Source organism: Marinagarivorans sp., assembly GCF_982758155.1.
In genome coordinates, this window is the sequence record NZ_CEXWTU010000068.1 from 1 (window position 1) to 21413 (window position 21413).

Genomic DNA, 21413 nt, shown 5'->3' on the forward strand with positions numbered 1-21413 from the left:
TCGTCTATTGATACCAATTGGCTACGCGGCTGAGTCATGGTTGTTTATCCAGTACTTTATGGTTTAACACTAGATAATGTTGGTAGAGGAGTCAAATAGCGGATTGTTTTAGATGTTGAGTTCTTTATACTTTGGGTAGAGTTCAGGTGTGCCTGTCCTTGGTTTTCATTTGTACGGGGGGCTTTGCGTGAATGAAGTTCCTACCATTACTGCACTAAAATTATGAGCGAATTGAAATTTTCATTTGGTACGCCAGGGCATGGATGGATGAATCTCAATATCAGCGATGGAGAGCGTGAGGTATCTATCGTGATTTCTGATGTGCCTTGCAATTCAGTCTACAAATTGGCAAATATACTTCTTAGTCTCCAGTCTGGAGCGAAAGCCGAAGAGGTGGAGTTTTCACTGGAGCCTGATTTCGCACTATGGAGGTTTGTTGGTCAAGGTAGTGAGCTGGAGATACATGTATTCCCTGATTCTGGCCGTGACAAGCCTAGCGTCTTTAAGGGTGATCGAGGGAAAGTAATTCATCGATTATATAAAGCTTTAAGGGATCTGGAGTCTTTGCGGTGCTGGAGCTATCCCGACGCTACAAGTACTATCTGGTCTTGGGAGTTTCCGTCCCAAGAGCTTAACCAGTTTAGATCGAGGTCAAAAAATGCATAGCAAAGCTTGCAACGATCGTCCTTCGGGCCGGGCGTGATTTACCCGCCCGCTTAGGGGTTGGTGATGCGTGGCCGCTCAATGATTACCCCGCCTGCATCGCCAATATAGCGGGGATATCTAATGCTTCGCGGTAGCGTGCAAAGTCTGTGTCGCGCGCTTTTATGGCGAGTATCGACATGCGGTCGGCGAGTTCGTTACCTTCTACACCTACGTGACCATTCACATGCAGCACTTGAATATTGTGTTTTAATTCTTGATGCAGTGCGAACATAGTTTTGATGAGTTCTAAATTTTTAATCTCTCCGCTTTTTTTGGTCCAGCCTTTTTTCTCCCAGCCTACAGCCCATTGGGTAATGCATTGAATGGAATATTGGGAGTCGCAAAAAATGGCGACAGATCGGCCGTGGGTGATTTCGGTGTTGGCCATAATTAACGCTTGATGTAAGGCATTAAGTTCGGCGGTATTGTTTGTGCCTTGAGGGTTATAAAGGCCGTACCAGAGTTCATCCAGTTGCTCGTTGCGGTATACGGCGATACCGGAGCCGGCTTTACCTGGGTTGGGGTCGCAGCCGCCATCGGTGAATATTTTGGTGTCTATAGCTAAAGCGGCCACCTCAGATGGGCTATAAGTTTTTACGCCTTGCGAGGGCGTTGTTTTTTTGGGGGTAGAGGCTTTTGATGTTATTGGGTGTAGTTCGGTACTGGTCGGCGAGCTTGCGTTTTCGCCTTCAAATGCTGCTTTGGCCTCGCTTTGGCTGGTAAACGATTTATAGCGCGCGCCCGCAAACTTATCGACGTGCTTTTTACAGGTGTTCCAATCGGTGAAAATGCCTGTTTCGCGGCCTTGCCATACAACGTAAAACTTCTTCGCCATTGTTATCCCTTAGCTTTGTTGTCGTTATTAATGTGATTACTGGGTAGTGAAGTCTAGATGACAGTGTTGCTGTGCGCACTAAGAGATTCTTTCCTTTGTTTGGATGGGGCTAGGTTGTGATGTAAAGCTTTTGTAGCCAGGGGAGTGCATCTATGAGTGTTGCGAATTGCGGGCATGGCTTAGCTTGGGGGTTTGGGCTTGGTGTGAGCCGAAGGCATGGCATGCCGGCGGCGATGGCCGATTGCTCTCCGGTGTCGCTATCTTCTATTGCTAGGCAATATTGGGGCTTGATGCTTAGTTGTGTGGCGGTGTGCAGGTAGACGTCAGGTGCTGGCTTGCTGTGCTCAACATCGTTTTTGGTGCTAACAGCAGTAAAGTAATGTTTGAGGTGGTGGGCTTCTATTGAGTGGGTGACTTCTTTGCGGTTGGCGCCGCTGGCGATCGCAAGTGGGACTTTTTTCTGTTGCAGGACGTTAAGGGTTTCCAGTACGCCTGGCAGTAGGGGGAATGGTTTTTGTGAAAGGTGGTGATTCAGTGCGGCTATTTTAAGGCTGTAGAGCTCGCCTGCACTGATTGGGAGTGAGAATTCTTGCTGGATGCGTTTTGCGGTTTCTTGTGTGGGCAGGCCGTTGTACTGGGTGCAATAGTCGTCATAGCTTAGTGTTTTTTGGTGAGGTTGCAGCACTTGATTCCAGCAGGCGCAATGCACGCCCTCGGAATCTACCAGAGTGCCGTCGTGGTCAAAGATAATAGCTTTAATGGTTATATCCTGAAGGGTTGTCATTCGATCTTTGCTCTTAGAGGGTTTGCGGCTTTATTCGGCGTGTGCTTTGTGGTATAAAGCGCGCCCAGCTATTGCTGGGTGATCTTGGCAAAAGCCAAAGTTCATAAAAACTACTATTGTCACACATATACCGACACGTTTACCTGGGTGCTTCTAAGCAGTTTATCTGTAGTTGAGGTTGGTAATCGGGGTGTATGGAGGCCTAACCCAATACATTATTAGGAATTATATTTATGCCTACAGTAAGCATGCGCGAAATGCTCCAGGCCGGTGTCCACTTTGGTCACCAAACTCGTTACTGGAATCCAAAAATGGGCAAGTACATTTTTGGCGCTCGTAACAAGATTCACATTATTAACTTAGAGCAAACTACTCCCGCTTTTAACGATGCGTTGGAGCTTGTTCGTAAAATGGGTACCCAAAAGAAGAAAGTTCTTTTTGTTGGTACTAAGCGCGCCGCTCAAAAATCTGTTATTGAGCAAGCTGCACGCGCAGGTCAGCCTTATGTTAGTCACCGTTGGTTGGGTGGCATGTTGACCAACTACAAAACTATTCGTACTTCTATTCGTCGTTACCGTGATCTTGAAGCGCAAAGCCAAGACGGTACTTTCGAAAAGTTGACCAAGAAAGAAGCGCTTATGCGTACCCGTATGATGGAAAAGCTTGAGCGTTCTATCGGTGGTATTAAAGACATGGGCGGCTTGCCCGATGCATTGTTTGTTATCGATGTTGAGCACGAGCGCATTGCTGTTCAAGAAGCTAACAAGTTGGGCATCCCAGTTATTGCGATTGTTGATACTAACTCTAACCCAGAAGGCGTTGATTACGTGATTCCAGGTAATGATGATGCAATCCGCGCAATTAAGCTTTACACCACTGCAATGGCTGATGCTTGTTTAGAAGGTGCTGGTGCAACTTCTGGCGGCGATGAGTTTGTTGAAGTTGAAGGTGGCGAGCAACAAGCAGAAGCTTAATTCTGTTACTGCTGGCTTCGGCTGCAGTGCTGCATAAATAAGCAGCTGTAATCTATAAATACCAAAAAAGGTGGGGGGTTAACCCCCCCCTTTTTTTTTAATAAATTTTTATTCCTGAGGATAATGATCATGGCAATTTCTGCTTCTATGGTGAAAGAACTGCGCGAGCGCACTAGCCTTGGCATGATGGAGTGTAAAAGAGCGCTTCAAGAAACTGATGGCGACATTGAGCAAGCGATTGAAAACTTGCGTAAGCAAAGTGGCTTGAAAGCGGCTAAAAAAGCCGGCCGTACTGCTGCTGACGGTGTTGTTAGTGTAATGGTATCTGAAGACGGTTCTTACGGTACTGTGATTGAGGTGAACAGCGAAACTGACTTCGTTGCTCGCGATGAAGGCTTTATGGCGTTTACCGATAAAATTTTGGCTGCAGCACACAATGCTAAGTCTGATGATATTGCTGCTGTTATGGCTGGTGCTTTGAGCGACGAGCGTGAAGCGTTGGTGCAAAAAATTGGTGAAAACCTTAGCCCTCGTCGTCTTGGTGCAATCAATTCAGACGGCGTTGTGGGTTCGTATAAGCATTCGAACAACCGCATTGCGGTATTGGTTGAGTTGAAAGGCGGAAATGCTGAGTTAGCGCGTGATATTGCTATGCATGTGGCCGCGGTTAACCCACAAGTTGTTTCTCCTGATCAAATGCCACAAGATTTGGTTCAGAAAGAAAAAGACATTATTGCTTCACAGCCTGATATGGTTGGCAAACCTGCCGAAATCGTTGAAAAAATGGTTATGGGCCGTATCGGTAAGTTTCTTAAAGAAAGCAGCTTGATCGAGCAGCCTTTTGTTAAAAACCCTGAGTTAACGGTAGGTGCTTTGGCCAAACAAGCCGGTGCTGAAGTGGTTAGCTTTGTGCGTTTTGAGGTTGGCGAAGGTATTGAAGTTGCAGAAACTGACTTCGCTGCTGAAGTTGCTGCGCAGCTTGCGGCCGCAAAAGGTTAATCTGCGTTTTTTAATGCAGGGCCAGTGATCTGGCTAAGAGCTCGCAATGGTGAGTTCTAAAACCTTTCTACAAAAAGGCGGGAGTCACACCTCCCGCCTTTTTGCTGTTAAACTGCCGCCAAAATTTTATGGAGAAGGTTATGCCGACGACACGTGATCGTAAATATAAGCGTATTCTGCTGAAGCTTAGTGGTGAACAGCTGATGGGGGATGAGGGCTTCGGAATCGACCCTAAAGTTCTCGATAAAATGGCGTTGGAAATTGGCCAGCTTGTGGGTATCGGCGTCCAGGTGGGCCTCGTTATCGGCGGTGGAAACCTTTTTCGTGGCGCTGCTTTAAGTAAGGCCGGTTTAGATCGTGTCACTGGCGACCATATGGGTATGCTGGCAACCGTAATGAATGCGTTGGCAATGCGCGATGCTTTGGAACGCTCCAATATTTCATCTACGGTAATGTCTGCCATTCCAATGAGTGGCGTTGTTGAGCACTACGACCGCCGCCGTGCTATTCGCTTGTTAGAAGATGGCGAAGTTGTAATTTTCTCTGCGGGTACAGGTAACCCTTTCTTCACGACAGATTCTGCTGCGTGTTTACGCGGTATTGAAGTGGATGCCGAAATTGTTTTGAAGGCAACAAAAGTGGATGGTGTTTACACAGCTGACCCAGTGAAAGATCCAACGGCAACACGTTATGATCAATTGAGTTACGACACTGTGTTAGCGGATAAATTGGGCGTAATGGATTTAACCGCTATTTGTTTATGCCAGGAGCATGAAATGCCTGTTCGTGTTTTTAAAATGGACAAGCCTGGTGCGTTATTGAATATTGTTGTAGGTGGTAATGAAGGTACTTTGATTGAGTCGCAAGGCGAATAGATTCTTAAAGTTCTAACTGTCTCAGCTGAAAATTGCAGCCATATAATTAGGTGATGAAAATGATTAATGAAATCAAGAAAGATTCCGAAGAACGCATGAAAAAAGCGGTTGCTGCTTTGGGCGTTAACTTTAATAAAATTCGTACAGGGCGTGCGCACCCAAGTATTTTGGATAGTGTGAAGGTCTCTTATTACGGTTCTGATATGCCTTTGTCGCAGGTTGCTAATATCAGTGTTCTGGATGCCCGTACGTTATCGATTAGCGCATGGGAAAAATCCATGGTACCAGAGATTGAAAAAGCCATTATGAAATCGGACTTAGGTTTGAATCCTTCATCTATGGGTGAATTGATTCGTGTGCCTATGCCTGCGCTTACGGAAGAAACCCGTAAAAATTATATTAAGCAAGCAAAAAACGAAGCGGAAAATGCCCGTATTTCTGTGCGCAATGTACGTCGTGATGCCAATGGCGCTTTGAAAGATTTAGTCAAAGATAAAGACATTAGCGAGGATGATGAACGTCGTGGGCAGGATGACGTGCAAAAAATCACTAATAAATACATTGCCGAAGTTGATGCCGCATTTGCTGCAAAAGAAAAAGACCTGATGGTCATATAAGGTAAGGTTGATTAGTGAATTCTCTTCGTCATGTTGCCATCATTATGGATGGCAACAATCGCTGGGCTAAGCTGCAAGGCAAGTCTGGCATCTTCGGACACAAAGCGGGTGTAGAACGCATTCGTGATGTATTGGGTGCTTGTCGAAAACGCGATGTAGAAGCGTTGACGTTATTTGCCTTTAGTAGTGAAAATTGGAAGCGCCCACCGAAAGAGGTGGAGGCGTTGATGGGGCTATTTTACAACTACCTTAAAAAGGAAGCGAAGAAGCTTGCTTCCGATGGCGTGCGTCTGAAGGTGATTGGTAGCCGCGAGCGTTTTAGCCCCCGTTTAATGGATGCGATTACAGAGGCTGAGTCCGTTGCTTGTGGTGTTGAAAGCACGCTGGTTATTGCAGCGGATTATGGCGGTAAATGGGATATCGCGAATGCAGCGCGAAAGCTGGCCGAGCAAGTAGCTGCGGGTGAAATTATGCCCGATCAAGTGACGGAAGAGGCTATGGAGCCCTTCATGTCTACCGACGGTTTACCTCCTCTTGATTTACTCATTCGTACGGGTGGTGAGCACCGAATCAGCAATTATTTATTATGGCAGGCGGCTTATTCTGAGCTGTATTTTAGTCCGCTGTTGTGGCCAGACTTTAATGCGGATGCAATGAATGTTGCTGCCGATGATTTCCACTCTCGCCAGCGTCGTTTTGGTAAAACCAGCGAGCAAATCGAGGCGGGTATGGGAGATTCAAGTGCTTAAACAACGCGTAATAACGGCGATCATATTAGTCGCTGTTTTTTTAACGACGCTCTTTTTCTTGCCAGCAATAGGTTTCCAGCTATTTGTTTTGTTGATGTTTAGTGTTGCGGTTTGGGAGTGTTCCAATTTAGCGGGTCTTTCCTCGTTGCCCGTTCGTGGGCTTTATACCGCTGCTTTAATTGCGGCTGTGGTGGTCGGCTGGATCTATTTGCCACTGGTGGAGGGTTTACGCTCCTTTTTTGTGATTGCGGCTATCTGGTGGGCTGTGGCTTTACTTTGGGTGCAGGGGTATCCGTCTAGTACCGTTTTTTGGCAAAGCACTGCAGCACGTATGATTATCGGCGCATTAACTTTGGTGCCGGCAGGTGTTGCGGTATTAACCATTCATGGCTTTGCTAACGGTCAATATTTAGTGTTGGCTTTGTTGTTACTGGTTGCGGCGGCGGATACCGGTGCTTATTTCAGCGGCCGTGCCTTTGGGAAGCGAAAATTAGCGCCGAATGTTAGCCCCGGGAAGTCTTGGGAGGGCGTTATTGGCGGCTTAATACTGGTGTCTTTAATCGCGTTAGCCTACGGTCTTTTGAGTGGGCAAGCTTGGTTTGTGGGTTTAGTGCTTGCGCTTCCTGCTGCGGCCGTATCGGTGTTGGGTGATTTATTGGAAAGCATGTTAAAGCGCCATCGCGGAGTGAAAGATTCCGGCACAATTTTGCCTGGGCACGGTGGTGTACTCGACCGCATTGATGGCGTTACCGCGGCTGCACCTATCTTCGCATTGGTGTTGATTGCGGGTGGTTGGGTCTTGTGATTGCAGGCAAGATCGAGAAGATCACGGTTTTGGGTGCTACCGGGTCTATTGGGGTTAGCACGCTGGACATTATTGCGCGTCATGGCGATAAATTTTCTGTGTTTGCGCTCACGGGCTATAGCCAAATCGATAAGTTGTTTCAGCAGAGTATCGTGCACTCGCCACGCTATGCGGTGGTCGCGAGTGAGGTTGCTGCGGCGCAACTCAGGCAAATGCTAAAATCTCACGGTTGTGCCACCGAGGTACTTTGCGGTGAACAAGCACTTGCGGATGTGGCAGGGCACGCGGAGGTAGATACCGTTGTGGCGGCTATTGTGGGTGCGGCGGGTTTGGTGCCTACCTTAGCGGCTGCCAAGCAGGGCAAAAAAATATTGCTGGCCAATAAAGAGTCACTCGTGATGGCGGGTGGCTTATTTATGTCTGCCGTTAAAGACGGCGGCGCAATTTTATTGCCGGTTGATAGCGAGCATAATGCTATTTTTCAGTGTTTACCGATGCACTATGACTCTTTGGCGCAGGCGGGTGTTTCTCGTGTGCTGCTAACGGGCTCGGGCGGCCCATTTCGTGACCGTTGCCATACTGAGCTGGGTGACGTAACCCCCGAGCAAGCTTGCGCTCACCCCAACTGGAGTATGGGCCAAAAAATATCAGTGGATTCCGCAACCATGATGAATAAGGGCTTGGAGTTTATAGAGGCCTGTTGGTTGTTTGGTGCGCGTAGCGATCAAATTGAAATTGTTATTCATCCTCAAAGTATTGTTCACTCTATGGTCGAATATGCGGATGGTTCGGTGCTTTGCCAGATGGGCATGCCGGATATGCGCACGCCTATCGCTAATTGTTTAAGTTGGCCTGAGCGAATAGAGGCCGGTGTCGAGCGCTTAGATTTTACGCGATTAAGTCAGTTGGAATTTCATGCCCCTGATTTTGACCGTTTTCCCTGTTTACGTATTGCGATAGACGCCATTAATCAGGGTGGGACTGCACCGGCTGCGATTAATGCGGCTAACGAAGAGGCTGTGGCAGCATTTTTGGATCGTAAAATAGGGTTTCTTGATATCTCTAGAATCGTCGCGGAGGTGGCTAATGCTTGGTCCCATGGAGAACCATCGGGATTAGCTGATGTCATATCCGCCGACCAAGAGGCCAGAGCTTTGTCTCAGCACTATATCGCTACACTAAATTAGCGCAATAATTAAGGTTGTTTGTGGAATTTATTCATACTGTTGCCGTGTTCTTGTTTGTACTTCTCATTCTGGTATCTATCCATGAGTGGGGGCACTTTATTGTTGCGCGTAAATGCGGCGTTAAGGTGTTGCGCTTTTCCGTCGGTTTTGGTAAACCGTTTTGGCGCTTTTATGACAAATACGGAACTGAGTTTGCCGTAGCACCTATTCCGCTTGGCGGCTATGTGAAAATGCTGGATGAAACAGACGAAAATGTTTCGCCAGAGGATAAAAACAAAACGTTCGAAAGCCGTAAAACATGGCAGCAAATTGCTATTTTGGTGGCAGGCCCAGCGGCCAATTTTATTTTAGCGGCATTACTGTTTTGGTGGCTAGCTATGCAAGAGGCGACGTTGCCAAGCCCTGTGATTGGTAATGTTGAGCCCGGTACGCCAGCTGCATTTGCCGGTTTGGAAAAAGGGCAGCACATCATTGCTATTGATGGCGTTGTAACGCCTGGGCGCAGTGACGTTTATGAGCGTTTAACCCACCGTTTGGGCGAGACGGGCAGTATTATTGTTACGGTTAAATACCCTGATAGCAGCGATTTAACCTATGACATGGAAGTGGTTATTCAGGATTGGATGAAAAATAGTGAAGCGCCAGACCCACTTGCGGGCATTGGCGTGAAGTTTTTTTGGCCACACATTCCGGCACTCATTGATAGTGTTATGCCGGATAGCGCTGCAGAGAGGGCGGGGTTTCAGGCTGGAGATAAAGTTATTAAAGTCGACGGCTTAGATGTGGCCGACTGGCAAGGTTGGAGTCAATATGTCCGTGAAAGGCCTAATCAAAAGTTGACGGTCAATGTGGAGCGAAGCGGTCAGTTGCAAGAATTGTTTCTTACGCCATCATTGGTGAAAGTGGATGGTTTGGGGCAGGTGGGGCAGGCTGGTGTTGGTGTTAAGTCCGTCTCTTGGCCTGACAATATGCTAGTAACTCGTAAGTTAGGTATTGCTGCCGCTGCAAGTAAGGCTGTGGACGATACGTGGTCCAATTCGGTGATGGTTCTGGTTTCGATCAAAAAGCTGCTTCTTGGGCAGATATCGATTAAAAACTTGAGTGGTCCGATAGGCATTGCTAAAGTTGCCGGCGATTCGGCAAGAGCAGGTTTACAGTACTACTTACACTTCATGGCGGTTTTGAGCGTTTATTTGGGTGTTTTCAATTTATTGCCTATTCCAATTCTTGACGGTGGACGGATTGTATTTTGTCTTGCTGAAGGCATTAAGGGGTCTCCACTTTCTGATCGACTGAAAATGGCGGGTATGCAGCTCGGTTTGATGTTTATGGGGGTACTAATGATTATGGCGTTTTATAACGATATTCTTCGCCTCTGGTCGTGATCTTTTTTGCATTAAATTTTTCGGTTTAGAAGTACATTTATGTCGCGTGAATGGCATTAGCCTTGGCGGACAACAACAACAATTAAGTAAGAGCACATTAGCTGGTGAAATACACTTTTTGTTTTGGGCGGGCTCTCCCCGCTATATTAGCTGCGGCTAGTTTTATTATTGCTTCTAGTACTTGGGCGCAAGGTTTTCGTATTGCGGATATTCAAGTAGAGGGGTTGCAGCGAGTATCGGCCGCGCCTGTATTTGCGGCTTTACCTGTTGTCGCGGGGGATTATGCCGATAGTGAGTCGATTGCCGCTATTATGCGTGCACTATTCGCCACAGGCTTTTTTACAGATATTAAGGTATTGCATGAAGGCGATGTTTTAATTGTTCGTGTTTTTGAGCGTCCAGCGATTAGTGCCGTGACGCTTGATGGTAACAAAGCGATTAAGAGCGAGCAGCTTGAAACAGTCATGGAAGAAAATGGCCTTAAGCAGGGTGAGATTTTAAAGCGAGAAGTCTTAGATGGTTTGGTGCGTGAGCTAGAGCGCCAATACGTGTCGCAGGGGCGATACTCTGCATCAGTGGAGCCTGACATTGTTAGTCAGCCTAATAATCAAGTTGAAGTGAATATTAATATTGATGAAGGCGATGTCGCGGGTATTCAGCACATCAATATCGTGGGTAATGAAGTATTCAGTGATGAAGACTTAATTGGCTTCTTTGAGTCTAAAAAGGCGGGTTGGCTTTCTTGGATCACCAGTGATAATCGCTATGCTAAAGAGCGCTTGACGGGTGATATTGAAAAGCTAGAGTCTTTTTATCTCGACCGCGGCTACCTAGACTTTAATATCGTTTCTACGCAGGTCTCCCTTAGCGCGGATAAAAAATCGATTTTCATTACGTTGAATATCTCTGAAGGTGAGATTTATACAGTTACTGATATTGAAATCGCGGGGGATCCTGTATTACCTGAGGCAACCGTTAAACGTTTGGTATTGTTGAGAAGCGGTGAAACCTTCGCGCAGAACTTAATGACCAGTACCAGTGAATATATTACGTCGCTGTTGGGGAATGCGGGTTATACCAACGCTAAAGTTGAAGGTATACCGGACAAAAATACCGAAGATAAAACAGTAAAAGTTACATTCTTTATCGACCCGCAAAAACGTGTTTATGTGCGTCGAGTGATGTTCCGAGGTAACTCTCGCACCTCTGATGAAGTGCTGCGTCGCGAAATGCGCCAGATGGAAGCTGCTTCCGCTTCAAATTCACGCATTGAGCAAGGTAAGGTTCGGCTTGAGCGATTAGGGTTTTTCAAAGAGGTTAATGTCGAAAATATTCCTGTTCCTGGTACTGAGGATCAAGTGGATGTTCAATATTCGGTAGAAGAGCAGCACTCGGATTCGATAAGCGCCAGCTTAGGTTACTCGCAAGGCTACGGTGCTACGGTGGGTGCAAATTTACAAGTAAATAACTGGTTGGGTACCGGGAAAAAAGTGGGCATTGGTATTAATTACAATAAATATCAAACGAGCTATAACTTTTCTTATACCGACCCTTACTTTACGCCAGATGGCGTAAGTCGCGGCATTAGCTTGTACTACCAAAAGCGCGATACCGATGGACTTCAAAATACAGCCTCTTATGCAACGAATAGCTACGGCCTGAACTTAACGTTCGGTTACCCCATGACAGAAGTGCAGCGTGTTAACTTTGGCATTGGCCTTAATCACTTAGAGATTATTCCAGGGCGGTTTGTCATGGAGGAGATTAGCTCTGACTTCGTTCAACGGGACTTATCGCGTTATCCTTATTTGTATGTTAGTGAAGATGATGCGCGAACATCACGTGACCCTGACGGCGATGGTGTTCTTGAAGACTTTGCATTACCGATTGGTTATGTGACAGAGCCTATGTTGACTAACTATGTTGAACCTGGTTTTGTCGATAAACATGGTAATGATTTTAACTATGCGAGCGGTAATCTAAGCTGGGTTCGTAGTACTTTAAACCGGGGCATTCTTGCAACACGGGGTAATTTTCAATCCGTTTCTTTAGAGGTTACAAGTCCAGCCAGCGGTTTGGAGTATTTTAAATTTGAGCTTAAAGGGCAGTACTTCCAGCCGGTTACTCGCAACCTAACCTTACGCTTAAAAGCTAATTTGGGTTATGGGGATGGTTATGGTGATATGGATCGCTTGCCGTTCTTTGAGAACTTTTATGGAGGGGGCTTTGGCTCGGTTAGGGGCTTCGAAAGTAACTCTTTAGGTCCGCGTCAAACGCCTCCCGTTAGATACGATACTGTTGCGACAGATTACATCGCGCTAGATAGCAATGGGGATGGCATTAATGACGCTATTGATTCTAGAGGCGAGGCTCTTGTGTTATGCGGCGAAGATCGTCGTGACATTGTTGGAGGTTTTTTGCGGGAATGTGAGGCAAATAAACTTAGCCTTAGTATTCAGGATTTAGGGTTTAATACTCGCTCGATTGGCGGTAATGCCATTGTTGAATTGTCAACAGAGTTAATATTCCCTCTGCCCTTTATTGATGACCAGCGCTCTATGCAAATGGCCGCATTTGTTGATGCCGGTAACGTATTCGATACAGAGTGCGGTCGCTATCAGGCTAACTGTTTCAGCTTTGGTCTTGATCGTTTGGCGGCATCATACGGTTTGGGTATGACGTGGATATCGCCGATGGGGCCCTTAACTTTCAGTGTTGCTAAGCCTTTTCAGTTCAATGATTTTGAATTTCAGCAAAGAGAAACCTTTCAGTTTTCCTTTGGTTCAGGTTTCTAAAACTATAATAAACCGTGCGGATCTACTGATTCGACTCGTATTAACTATTACAGGGTGTCTATATGAAGCTTAAAACTCTTTTAGCCGCTGCCTTTTTGATGTTGGCAGCACCGTTAGCGTTTGCAGGAAAAACCGTTATTTTTAACCCGCAAGCAGCTATTTTAGGAACAGAAGCTGCAAAAGCTCGTGATGCGGAGCTTAAGGCTGATAAAGACTTCGCTGCTCTTGTTGCGAAGATTGAAAATTTGCGCGCTGAGATGATAGCCCTGCAAAAAGACGCCGAAAAAAATGGTATGACGTGGAGCGCTGATCAGCAAGCCGAGCATAAAAAGAAAATGACCTACTTGGGTGAAGACTTTCAGCTTGCTCAGAAAAAAGCGCAAGCCGAACAGAACTCTGCCGTAATGAAATTAATGCAGGAAGCCGAAGCTAAATTAGAGCCGATCTTGAAAGCCTATATGGAAGAAAAAGATATCGACCTAATTTTGCATGCGCAGGCGGTTGTTATTGCCAAGCCTGTTGCCGATATTACTATGGATATTACTGAGCGTTTAAACAAAGCGAAGTAAGCAGCGTTATTGCCATTGATTGAGAGGCGTTCTATGTCGGCAAGTTTTAGTCTGAACGATCTAGCCACATTACTTGATGCGCAGATGCTCGGTGATGGCTTGTGTGTTATTTCGGGTATTGGTGATGCTGCAACGGCTATTAAAGGTCAGGCGACATTTATCTCGAATAAAAAATATCTGCCGCAGTTAGATTCTTCTGCTGCGAGTGCGGTGTTGTTGTCGGCCCCGCTGGATAAGTGCGCTGTTGCTAATCAATTGATTGTTGCCGATCCTTATTTGGCTTATGCCAAGCTATCCCTGATTTTTGATAATCGTCCCAAAACGCCGCCATTAATTCACGCTGCTGCGACCATCGACCCTAGCGCTAAGCTTGGGGCGAATGTGCGTATAGCGGCGGGATGTGTTGTTGAGGCGGGAGCCGAAATTGGCGATAACTCAGAGTTATGTGCTGGCGCTGTTGTCGGCCCAAATGCGAAGCTTGGCGAAGATTGCTTACTGCATGCCAATGCAACAATTGCGCATCACTGTGTGTTAGGTCACCGCGTTAAAGTACACAGCGGAACCACTATTGGCTCGGATGGCTTTGGTTATGCACCATCGCGTGAAGACGGTTGGATTAAAATCCATCAGTTGGGACGCGTGGTTATAGGTGATGATGTTGAAATCGGTGCAAATTGCGCTATCGATCGCGGCGCCCTTAAAGATACTGTCATCGCTGACGGCGTCATTATCGATAACCTGGTACACATTGCGCACAACGTAACAATTGGTCGGCGCACGGCTATTGCGGGTTGCGTCGGCATTGCCGGTAGCACGGAGGTAGGGGCTGGCTGTACAATGGGCGGCTTTGTTGCCATTAACGGCCATCTCAAAATTGCTGACAATGTCCACTTTAACGGTGGTACCGTCGTGACAAAATCTATTACAGAAGCTGGGCATTATGCATCGGGATCCCCTATGCAGGATGTCCGCTCGTGGCGTCGTAATATGGTTCGTTTAAGCCAGTTAGATGAGTGGGTCGGACGTATTAAAAAGTTGGAAACTCAACAATAAAATATTGTAACTATTCAGTCACGCACGAATAGGCCGCCAAACGGGTCATTTTTTGGGCCGTTAGGCTTACAGGCATGTAAGCGTTCTTGACGCTGGAATGCCCATAAAACAATCAATTCGCCTTTTGGGTAAACTTTATTTCGAGCCCGCCTGACATCTGAATAGTTACAAAATATTAATAAAATCTAACATCACAGATCGTTAGATTTCTTGAAAGCTTGCTCTTGGGGAGTGTCGTCTATGATGGACGTGATTGAAATTCGTAAGTATTTACCGCACCGCTATCCTTTTTTATTGATTGATCGCGTTACTGAACTCACCGAAGGTGAATCAATTATCGCCTATAAAAATATCTCAATAAACGAGGGGATCTTCCAGGGGCACTTCCCCGACTACCCTGTGTTCCCTGGTGTGCTGATTCTAGAAGCTATGGCGCAAGCGTGTGGTGTACTGGGTTTTAAAACAATGGATAAGACTCCAGAAGATGGCTCTATCTACTTGTATGCTGGTGCTGATAAGGTACGCTTTAAGCGCCAAGTTGTTCCTGGTGATCAGATGTATATTGAGGCGAGTATTGTTTCTGAAAAACGCGGCATTTGGAAATTCCAGTGTGCGGCAAAAGTGGATGGCAAGATCGCTGCCGAAGCCACTATTTTGTGTGCTGATCGTGCGGTAGGTTAATCGACGTTAATCTGTTTTTATTCGGTACCCCTTAAACGTTAATACTTTGTTAGCGTTTTATTTTTTCCAGTAAGCCAAAGATAGTGGAGCCTGATATGGCGGCACCTCAAATTGATGCTAGGGCGATTGTTGACCCCAGTGCAGTAATTCATGATGACGTCGTTATTGGCCCTTTTAGTATTGTTGGGCCTGATGTAGAAATTGGTGCTGGTACGAAAATCGAACCGCATGTCATTATTAAGGGGCCGACAACAATTGGTAAGAATAATCATATTTACCAATTCTCTTCCATTGGCGAAGCTACGCCAGATTTGAAGTACGCCGGTGAACCTACAACTCTGACTATTGGCAATAATAATATTATTCGCGAAGGTGTGACCCTGCATAGGGGAACGGTACAAGATCGTGGTGATACTTATATTGGTAATGATAACTTGCTGATGGCCTATGTTCATGTAGGGCACGATAGCGTTATAGGTAACCACTGTATTTTGGTGAACAATGCGGCGCTAGCAGGGCATGTGATTGTTGGCGATTGGGCCATTTTGGGAGGCTTTACGCTTGTGCATCAACATTGCCAAATCGGTACGCACTGTTTTACCGGCATGGGTAGTGCGATAGGGAAAGATGTTCCCTCATTTATGATGGTGGCTGGCGCTCCTGCCGAAGCACGTACCATTAATGCTGAAGGGTTAAAGCGTCGTGGTTTTACCGACACTGATATATCCGCTTTAATGAAGGCCTATAAATTAATTTACCGCCGCAAATTAACACTGGATCAAGCGGTGGGTGAGCTTAAAGGGCTTGTTTGTGAAAGCGCACATGTGCAAACACTCATCGACTCACTCGAGTCTTCCTCCCGCGGTATTGTGCGCTAAATGTCGGCGCAATTGCAGGGCTCGCTCAGTTCAAATGAAAAAGTACTGCGTATAGGGATTGTTGTAGGTGAGGCTTCTGGCGACATTTTAGGCGCTGGTTTGATTAAGGCGATTAAGCAGCAATACCCCAACGCTTTGTTCGAAGGTATTGCAGGCCCTTTAATGTTAGCTGAGGGGGCGCATTCTTTTTTTCCTCAAGATCGCCTAGCGGTTATGGGATTTGTCGAGCCACTTAAGCGGCTGCCAGAAATTTTACGCATCCGAAAGTTTCTTAAACAGCATTTCATTGCTAACCCGCCGGATGTTTTTGTGGGTATCGATTCGCCCGATTTCAACCTGGATTTAGAGTTAGCCTTAAAAGAGTCAAACATAAAAACCGTACATTATGTAGGCCCCTCAGTGTGGGCTTGGAGGCAGTGGCGCATAAAAAAAATAGCGCGCGCGGTCGATAGCGTTTTAACCCTATTTCCTTTTGAACAAACCTTTTATCAAGAACGTAATATTCCGGCTGTCTGCGTTGGCCATACGCTAGCAGATAAGATCCCACTGCAGCCAGATACCTCCAAGGCGCGAGAAAAGTTAGCCATAACTGTGGCTGAGGGTGAAAAACTGTTTGCCATTTTACCCGGTAGCCGTGGCGGTGAAGTTGAGCGAATGCTACCTGTATTCTTAGCGGCCGCGCGCTTGTGTTTAAAGCAACAGCCGCAATTGAGGTTTATTATCCCAGCGGCTAACGATAAACGCCTTAAGCAAATAGAAAGCATATTGACGGACTTCACCGATTTACCTGTGACGGTATTTTTAAAGCAATCACACGATGTTATGCAGGCTTGCGATGCAGTGGTTATGGCGTCTGGTACAACAACGCTCGAGGCTATGTTGCTAAAAAAACCTATGGTTATTGCCTACAAGGTTGCTGCGTTTTCGTATTTTATTTTTTCTCGTATGGTTAAAGTGCCTTTTATTGGCTTGCCCAATTTGTTGGCCGAAAAGCAGCTGGCTAAGGAATTCATTCAAGACGATGCAACGCCTGAAGATATAGCACAAGAGATGATGCGTTTATTGGACGGCAACGTTAGGGTCGAGCTACTGGCTGAATATGAACGTTTGCATTTAATGCTTAAGCGCGGTGCCGATAAACGTGCGGCTGATGCTGTGATTCGAATTGCTGAATCACACGCTACTACCTCGCCTTAACTCCACTAATAAAGAGTTTACTATGTTAATTGCTGGTGTTGATGAGGCTGGTCGTGGTCCATTAGTTGGAAATGTTGTTGCGGCAGCGGTTATTCTAGACCCTAAGAAACCCATTGCGGGTTTGGCCGATTCTAAAGTGCTATCCGAAAAAAAGCGCAATGCGCTTTACGAACTTATTTTGCGTGACGCATTGGCTTACCATATTGCCTTTGCTTCGCCTGCAGAAATAGACGAGCTGAATATTCTGCACGCTAGTATGTTGGCCATGAAGCGTGCGGTTGAAGGTTTGTCGAAGCAGCCTAAGCATGTTCTGGTTGACGGCAATCGTCTACCCGTTTGGCACTACAGTGCAGAAGCTATTGTTAAGGGTGATGCAAAAGAGGCGTGTATTAGTGCGGCTTCTATTTTGGCTAAGGTTACGCGTGATGAGGAGATGGTCGCGCTTGATGCTTTGCACCCTAATTATGGTTTTGCCAAACATAAAGGATACCCGACTAAGGTGCATATGGAGCAGTTGAAAATTCTAGGCCCGCTGCCCGAGCATCGTCGTTCTTTCGGGCCAGTTAAGGTACTTTGTAGTCAACCTGACTTATTTTAGCGCTAAAGCTAAATTTCGGTCATGATTTTCATCATGATGTCGTTGTTTTTCTTGGCGCGTATATACTCTTCTATATCTAGGCTATACCTAAGTTAAATACGCATGCTCGACCTGTTTGAGCTTAAGGAGTAACGTGATGGCGGCGCTCAAAAGTCCTAAAGATAAAGTCGATGGGGCAACGCAAACACTTCAGGCATGGATGGCTTATAGCTGCCGCTGGGTTGAAGAAGTTGAAGCGCAGGTGTGTAATTTTCAGGGTTTTATTAAGCACCCAACGGATATCCCCTTAGACTTTTCAGTCGAGCCATCACCACCTTATGTTGCAGCTCAAATGTTGAACGTGCATGAAGGCGGTATGGTCTTTGAAACGTGTAATTCTTTGCCGATAGGTTCCAAAATTCATTTGAAGGTGAATTTGCGCGGTACCGAGCTAAATTTACAGGGTGTGGTGACACATTGTATTTCAATGGGCGATTCACGCTGTGATGTGGGCGTACAGTTTGAGGAAGATAATGAACACTATGCTATGCGAATGGTTGAGCAGGCGTGCCATATCGAACACTACCGTCAGCTGTTAAGCGAAACGGTGGGTCGAGAGCTAAGTGAAGATGAAGCGGCGGCTGAATGGATTGCGCGTTTCGCGGCGTACTTTCCGCGTTAGGGACGAGGCAATAATAGTTTATCCAATTAGGCGAAGAGATAGGCTTTCTTATCGAGGCGCTTAAAGGGGCGCATGCCGGGGCATGTAACGCTTTGAGCAACGAAGGTAAGGAGGTCGAGATCAAGTATTATTGGATGAAATATTGTTTCCTCGTCCCTTAAACCCATCTTATAAAAAGGCACACGTTTTAGTTAATACGCGTGCCTTTTGGTGGGTACTTTACGCCGCTAGTAGGCGGTCATATCGCCGGCTTAATAAATCATAGAACTGCTCTCGCAGTGTCAATATAGTGGCTTTTAAATCCCCAATTTCTTGTTCGCTAATATCTTGTCGGCCCACATAAACCTGTTTGCGGAATAGTGCGATTTTTGCGGCGTATAAACGGAGCGTTTTCTCCATTGTCTTTTCGCCCAGCATTAGCAATTTAGCCTCTGCGTCGGCCAGTTTTCTAAACTCTTCAACTAACTCGGCGTTTACGCGCTCCAGCTCCAGCTTGCGTGCGTGCGGCCAAGTCTTGCCAAAACGAGTCGACTCAATAACCAATGCAGAGTAGCGTGCAAAGCAATGATTAACGTAGCCCACCTCGCGAGAGATTTCTTCAAGGATCATAAGTCGGCGCTCTCCAGGGGAGGAGCCATCATTTTTATGTTTGAGGCGGTGAATACACCATGCGGTAATTAACGCAATGGCACCGCCAAGCGTAACTTGTAGTGCACTTAAAATTAGCGGCCAAAAGGTATCTGCTGGCATGGTGGTTTAACCTCATCAAGTAATTAAGTATCGCCTTGTCAAAAAAACGGCATATAGCCGATAATCAGAGCGTTACTGAGTCTTGAGCAAAGATCAAACCAACGTATCAATTATGTGTTTATACGTCTCTTTTTTCGTCGAAGTCTAAGCGTATTCCAGACCATTGTGTGAAGGGTAAGTGAATCCCACATTTAGCGGCCATGCGCACGACGGCGGCGAGAATGGTAGTGTTTTGAAAGCGGCATTGCTCGCGCAGTTCAAAAAATGGTAATCGCTGATGTAAGCCATTAAGGCTTCCGGAGGCTGTGCTTACGACCATAACCGGCGCCCTTGATGCGGCAGCGCGCTGGCTAAGCTCGGCGATAAGAGCGCAAAGGCCGATCTGATCTGTTTGCGACTCTGTGATGATGATTAGTGGAAGCCCGGGTTGCCAGCCTGCTCGGAATAGCCAGTCATCTTGGTAAATATCGCAGCCAATTGAGCGGTAGTTGTCGGTAATGGGCAGCAAGCTTTGGCTGAAGGCGTGTGTTTCTGGAGTATTAATGTCAGCCCACCGAAACTGCGGCCACTCTAAGGCACTAGATAAACGATGAAAGCGAGTGCTTACTCCGGCGTTAAGCTCTACACCAAGGGCAGTAGGGTGTGTTTGAAGGAAGTCCAGAACGTGCTGATCTATCCATTCGCTACGCTTAAGGGCAGCCTGCTCGTTGCCATTTAATGCTTGCACAGTATCGAGGTCTAGCTGGCTAGCAAGTAGCGATGCGGCTCGATCAAAAAATCGAGACGAGCGGTTGCCGCGCGCCCTAAGTGAAAGCGGGCTGATTAGGTCACTGCTGAATTGGGGGCTAAGCATTTGGAATCTCCTCCGTTGCGTAGATTCTAAATGATAATGATTCTCGTTTCAATGGTTAGCCTCCGGATATTTTGACGGTGTAACCTTTGCTTTCTAGCGCGGCTTTTAGCTTGTCTCGCTGCTCGCCTTGAATCTCGATAACGCCGTCTTTTACCGTGCCGCCAGTGCCGCAAACCTGCTTCAAAGCTTTAGCGAGAGTCTTGAGTTCTGCTGCCGGTAACGGTATGCCTTTGATAAGCGTAACGCCTTTGCCGCCACGTCCCTTGCTTTCGCGGTGAAGGCGAACAATACCATCGGACTCTGGGATCACTTCAGATGATTTTACGTCCTTCACTCGCCCTTGGTCTGTTGAGTAGACTAGGCGTGAGTTTTTGGATGATGCGCCTTTAGTCATTGTTCACTCCCAAAAAGCTGGCATTATACAGCCTTGAGTCGCCTCTAAAATGGACTTTCTGATGGCTTTTTCGTCTAGGTCTAGAAAATATTTCGTTTATAGATACTCATTAGTTTTAGAGGCGTTGTCGGCGGAAGCAACATACCCCAACCCTTGCGCTCTCGTCTTTCCCATTCAAATGAAAATGAATAGATACTATGTCGCCATTGCGTGAACGACTTTATAATATTATTTTTGGTACTGAATCACCGGCAGGTAAGCGCTTTGATTTAATTTTGATCTATGCCATTACGCTAAGTGTTGTTGCGTTAATGATGGATTCTGTGGTTTCTGTTAATGAACGATGGGGTTTGGCTTTTCGTTATTTTGAATGGTTTTTTACGCTGCTTTTCACGATAGAGTATGGCGTCCGCATTTATTGCTCTCCTAGCCGTTGGCTATATGTACGTAGTTTCTACGGCATTATCGATTTACTCTCTATTATTCCTGCTTACATTAGTTTGTTTATCCCTGGGACCAATTATTTATTAATGCTGCGGCTTTTTAGGGTGTTGCGGGTTTTTCGTGTATTAAAGTTAATGCGTTATATTCACGAAGGCAATTTTTTATTACGCTCTATGCTGCAGGCACGACATAAAATTTTTGTTTTCTTTATTGTTGTTTTGGTATTCGCAACCATATTTGGTTCGATAATGTTTATTGTGGAAGGCCCTGAGAATGGATTTACCAGTATCCCGCGCAGCGTGTATTGGACGATAGTTACAATTACGACCGTAGGTTACGGCGATATCACACCGCAAACGACGCTGGGGCAAATAGTGGCTTCTGCCGCTATGTTAACCGGCTATTCAATTATAGTTGTACCTACCGGTATTTTAACGGCGGAGTTTTCGCAAGAAATTCAACGCGAGCGCAATTTAATCTCTTGCCCTAATTGTGGTAAGGCAGGGCATGACAAAAGTGCGCATTTTTGTAACCGCTGCGGCGGTGCGGTGAATAATCCTAATCATTAGTTTAAGGGGCGAGGCAATAATAGTTTATCCAATTAGGCGAAGAGGGCCTGCAGGGA

General features: G+C 46.3%; 22 protein-coding genes. 17 read left to right on the forward strand and 5 right to left on the reverse strand.

The features are described 5' to 3' along the window. Positions 1-748: 748 nt before the first annotated feature. Both AC3A8L_RS09625 and AC3A8L_RS09630 read right to left on the reverse strand, forming a co-directional pair. Positions 749-1540, reverse strand: a complete 792-nt coding sequence (locus tag AC3A8L_RS09625; protein WP_487962035.1) for a ribonuclease H1 domain-containing protein — start codon at positions 1538-1540, stop codon at positions 749-751. A gap of 109 nt (positions 1541-1649) precedes the next feature. Next, a complete protein-coding gene (locus AC3A8L_RS09630) occupies positions 1650-2324 on the reverse strand; it encodes an HAD family hydrolase (RefSeq protein ID WP_487962036.1) in 675 nt (224 codons plus the stop codon). A 233-nt stretch (positions 2325-2557) separates the two neighbouring features. Between AC3A8L_RS09630 and rpsB the strand changes: the two genes are divergently transcribed. The 16 genes from rpsB to AC3A8L_RS09710 all read left to right on the forward strand — a co-directional run bounded on the left by rpsB (position 2558) and on the right by AC3A8L_RS09710 (position 18347). Next, positions 2558-3298 carry a 30S ribosomal protein S2 gene (rpsB, locus tag AC3A8L_RS09635; RefSeq protein WP_487962037.1) on the forward strand — a complete coding sequence of 247 codons (741 nt, stop codon included), beginning with the start codon at positions 2558-2560 and terminating at the stop codon, positions 3296-3298. A 129-nt stretch (positions 3299-3427) separates the two neighbouring features. Then, positions 3428-4297 carry a translation elongation factor Ts gene (gene tsf, locus AC3A8L_RS09640; protein WP_487962038.1) on the forward strand — a complete coding sequence of 290 codons (870 nt, stop codon included), beginning with the start codon at positions 3428-3430 and terminating at the stop codon, positions 4295-4297. A 140-nt stretch (positions 4298-4437) separates the two neighbouring features. Beyond that, positions 4438-5172, forward strand: coding sequence for a UMP kinase (gene pyrH / locus AC3A8L_RS09645; protein ID WP_487962039.1), 735 nt, complete (start codon positions 4438-4440; stop codon positions 5170-5172). Between the two features lie 59 nt (positions 5173-5231). Further along, positions 5232-5789, forward strand: a complete 558-nt coding sequence (gene frr / locus AC3A8L_RS09650) for a ribosome recycling factor (RefSeq protein WP_487962040.1) — start codon at positions 5232-5234, stop codon at positions 5787-5789. Between the two features lie 44 nt (positions 5790-5833). Continuing rightward, entirely contained in the window at positions 5834-6538 is a 705-nt protein-coding gene (gene uppS, locus AC3A8L_RS09655; RefSeq protein ID WP_487962055.1) for a polyprenyl diphosphate synthase, read from the forward strand. After that, positions 6531-7343 carry a phosphatidate cytidylyltransferase gene (locus tag AC3A8L_RS09660; protein WP_487962041.1) on the forward strand — a complete coding sequence of 271 codons (813 nt, stop codon included), beginning with the start codon at positions 6531-6533 and terminating at the stop codon, positions 7341-7343. The genes uppS and AC3A8L_RS09660 overlap by 8 nt, the downstream gene beginning before the upstream one ends. Continuing rightward, complete coding sequence (gene ispC / locus AC3A8L_RS09665) at positions 7343-8530, forward strand: 1-deoxy-D-xylulose-5-phosphate reductoisomerase (RefSeq protein ID WP_487962056.1); 1188 nt, start codon at positions 7343-7345, stop codon at positions 8528-8530. The genes AC3A8L_RS09660 and ispC overlap by 1 nt, the downstream gene beginning before the upstream one ends. A gap of 20 nt (positions 8531-8550) precedes the next feature. Beyond that, positions 8551-9915, forward strand: coding sequence for an RIP metalloprotease RseP (gene rseP / locus AC3A8L_RS09670; RefSeq protein WP_487962042.1), 1365 nt, complete (start codon positions 8551-8553; stop codon positions 9913-9915). A gap of 104 nt (positions 9916-10019) precedes the next feature. Then, the gene (bamA, locus tag AC3A8L_RS09675) at positions 10020-12710 is read left to right on the forward strand and encodes an outer membrane protein assembly factor BamA (RefSeq protein WP_487962043.1); all 2691 of its coding nucleotides are present in this window, start codon (positions 10020-10022) and stop codon (positions 12708-12710) included. Positions 12711-12772: 62 nt separating this feature from the next. Further along, a complete protein-coding gene (locus AC3A8L_RS09680) occupies positions 12773-13279 on the forward strand; it encodes an OmpH/Skp family outer membrane protein (protein ID WP_487962044.1) in 507 nt (168 codons plus the stop codon). Positions 13280-13312: 33 nt separating this feature from the next. Further along, positions 13313-14332: a UDP-3-O-(3-hydroxymyristoyl)glucosamine N-acyltransferase gene (lpxD, locus tag AC3A8L_RS09685; RefSeq protein ID WP_487962045.1), complete on the forward strand. Its 1020-nt coding sequence runs from the start codon at positions 13313-13315 to the stop codon at positions 14330-14332. A gap of 240 nt (positions 14333-14572) precedes the next feature. Continuing rightward, entirely contained in the window at positions 14573-15013 is a 441-nt protein-coding gene (gene fabZ, locus AC3A8L_RS09690; protein ID WP_487962046.1) for a 3-hydroxyacyl-ACP dehydratase FabZ, read from the forward strand. Positions 15014-15108: 95 nt separating this feature from the next. Beyond that, positions 15109-15891, forward strand: coding sequence for an acyl-ACP--UDP-N-acetylglucosamine O-acyltransferase (gene lpxA, locus AC3A8L_RS09695; RefSeq protein ID WP_487962047.1), 783 nt, complete (start codon positions 15109-15111; stop codon positions 15889-15891). Beyond that, complete coding sequence (gene lpxB, locus AC3A8L_RS09700; protein ID WP_487962048.1) at positions 15892-17088, forward strand: lipid-A-disaccharide synthase; 1197 nt, start codon at positions 15892-15894, stop codon at positions 17086-17088. A 22-nt stretch (positions 17089-17110) separates the two neighbouring features. Continuing rightward, on the forward strand, positions 17111-17686 hold the full coding sequence (gene rnhB, locus AC3A8L_RS09705; RefSeq protein ID WP_487962049.1) for a ribonuclease HII: 576 nt from the start codon (positions 17111-17113) through the stop codon (positions 17684-17686). Between the two features lie 136 nt (positions 17687-17822). Continuing rightward, positions 17823-18347, forward strand: coding sequence for a PilZ domain-containing protein (locus tag AC3A8L_RS09710; RefSeq protein ID WP_487962050.1), 525 nt, complete (start codon positions 17823-17825; stop codon positions 18345-18347). Between the two features lie 219 nt (positions 18348-18566). On the opposite strand, the gene AC3A8L_RS09715 is transcribed toward AC3A8L_RS09710, so the two are convergent. The 3 genes from AC3A8L_RS09715 to yciH form a co-directional block, all read right to left on the reverse strand. Then, positions 18567-19097 (reverse strand): energy transducer TonB, encoded by a 531-nt coding sequence (locus AC3A8L_RS09715; protein ID WP_487962051.1) that lies wholly within the window; start codon positions 19095-19097, stop codon positions 18567-18569. 118 nt (positions 19098-19215) lie between these two features. Beyond that, positions 19216-19950 carry a hypothetical protein gene (locus AC3A8L_RS09720; protein WP_487962052.1) on the reverse strand — a complete coding sequence of 245 codons (735 nt, stop codon included), beginning with the start codon at positions 19948-19950 and terminating at the stop codon, positions 19216-19218. A gap of 55 nt (positions 19951-20005) precedes the next feature. Further along, positions 20006-20344: a stress response translation initiation inhibitor YciH gene (gene yciH / locus AC3A8L_RS09725; RefSeq protein WP_487962053.1), complete on the reverse strand. Its 339-nt coding sequence runs from the start codon at positions 20342-20344 to the stop codon at positions 20006-20008. Positions 20345-20541: 197 nt separating this feature from the next. On the opposite strand from yciH, the gene AC3A8L_RS09730 reads away from it, so the two are divergent. Beyond that, positions 20542-21357: an ion transporter gene (locus AC3A8L_RS09730; RefSeq protein ID WP_487962054.1), complete on the forward strand. Its 816-nt coding sequence runs from the start codon at positions 20542-20544 to the stop codon at positions 21355-21357. Positions 21358-21413 lie beyond the last annotated feature (56 nt).

Coding starts and splice junctions, on each gene's coding strand:
- tsf (WP_487962038.1), top strand. CDS start 3,428: ATGGCAATTTCTGCTTCTATGGTGAAAGAACTGCGCGAGCGCACTAGC.
- AC3A8L_RS09630 (WP_487962036.1), bottom strand. CDS start 2,324: ATGACAACCCTTCAGGATATAACCATTAAAGCTATTATCTTTGACCAC.
- frr (WP_487962040.1), top strand. CDS start 5,232: ATGATTAATGAAATCAAGAAAGATTCCGAAGAACGCATGAAAAAAGCG.
- AC3A8L_RS09625 (WP_487962035.1), bottom strand. CDS start 1,540: ATGGCGAAGAAGTTTTACGTTGTATGGCAAGGCCGCGAAACAGGCATT.
- pyrH (WP_487962039.1), top strand. CDS start 4,438: ATGCCGACGACACGTGATCGTAAATATAAGCGTATTCTGCTGAAGCTT.
- fabZ (WP_487962046.1), top strand. CDS start 14,573: ATGATGGACGTGATTGAAATTCGTAAGTATTTACCGCACCGCTATCCT.
- rnhB (WP_487962049.1), top strand. CDS start 17,111: ATGTTAATTGCTGGTGTTGATGAGGCTGGTCGTGGTCCATTAGTTGGA.
- AC3A8L_RS09730 (WP_487962054.1), top strand. CDS start 20,542: ATGTCGCCATTGCGTGAACGACTTTATAATATTATTTTTGGTACTGAA.
- AC3A8L_RS09710 (WP_487962050.1), top strand. CDS start 17,823: ATGGCGGCGCTCAAAAGTCCTAAAGATAAAGTCGATGGGGCAACGCAA.
- AC3A8L_RS09680 (WP_487962044.1), top strand. CDS start 12,773: ATGAAGCTTAAAACTCTTTTAGCCGCTGCCTTTTTGATGTTGGCAGCA.
- lpxD (WP_487962045.1), top strand. CDS start 13,313: ATGTCGGCAAGTTTTAGTCTGAACGATCTAGCCACATTACTTGATGCG.
- uppS (WP_487962055.1), top strand. CDS start 5,834: ATGGATGGCAACAATCGCTGGGCTAAGCTGCAAGGCAAGTCTGGCATC.
- yciH (WP_487962053.1), bottom strand. CDS start 20,344: ATGACTAAAGGCGCATCATCCAAAAACTCACGCCTAGTCTACTCAACA.
- lpxA (WP_487962047.1), top strand. CDS start 15,109: ATGGCGGCACCTCAAATTGATGCTAGGGCGATTGTTGACCCCAGTGCA.
- AC3A8L_RS09715 (WP_487962051.1), bottom strand. CDS start 19,097: ATGCCAGCAGATACCTTTTGGCCGCTAATTTTAAGTGCACTACAAGTT.
- rpsB (WP_487962037.1), top strand. CDS start 2,558: ATGCCTACAGTAAGCATGCGCGAAATGCTCCAGGCCGGTGTCCACTTT.
- AC3A8L_RS09720 (WP_487962052.1), bottom strand. CDS start 19,950: ATGCTTAGCCCCCAATTCAGCAGTGACCTAATCAGCCCGCTTTCACTT.
- lpxB (WP_487962048.1), top strand. CDS start 15,892: ATGTCGGCGCAATTGCAGGGCTCGCTCAGTTCAAATGAAAAAGTACTG.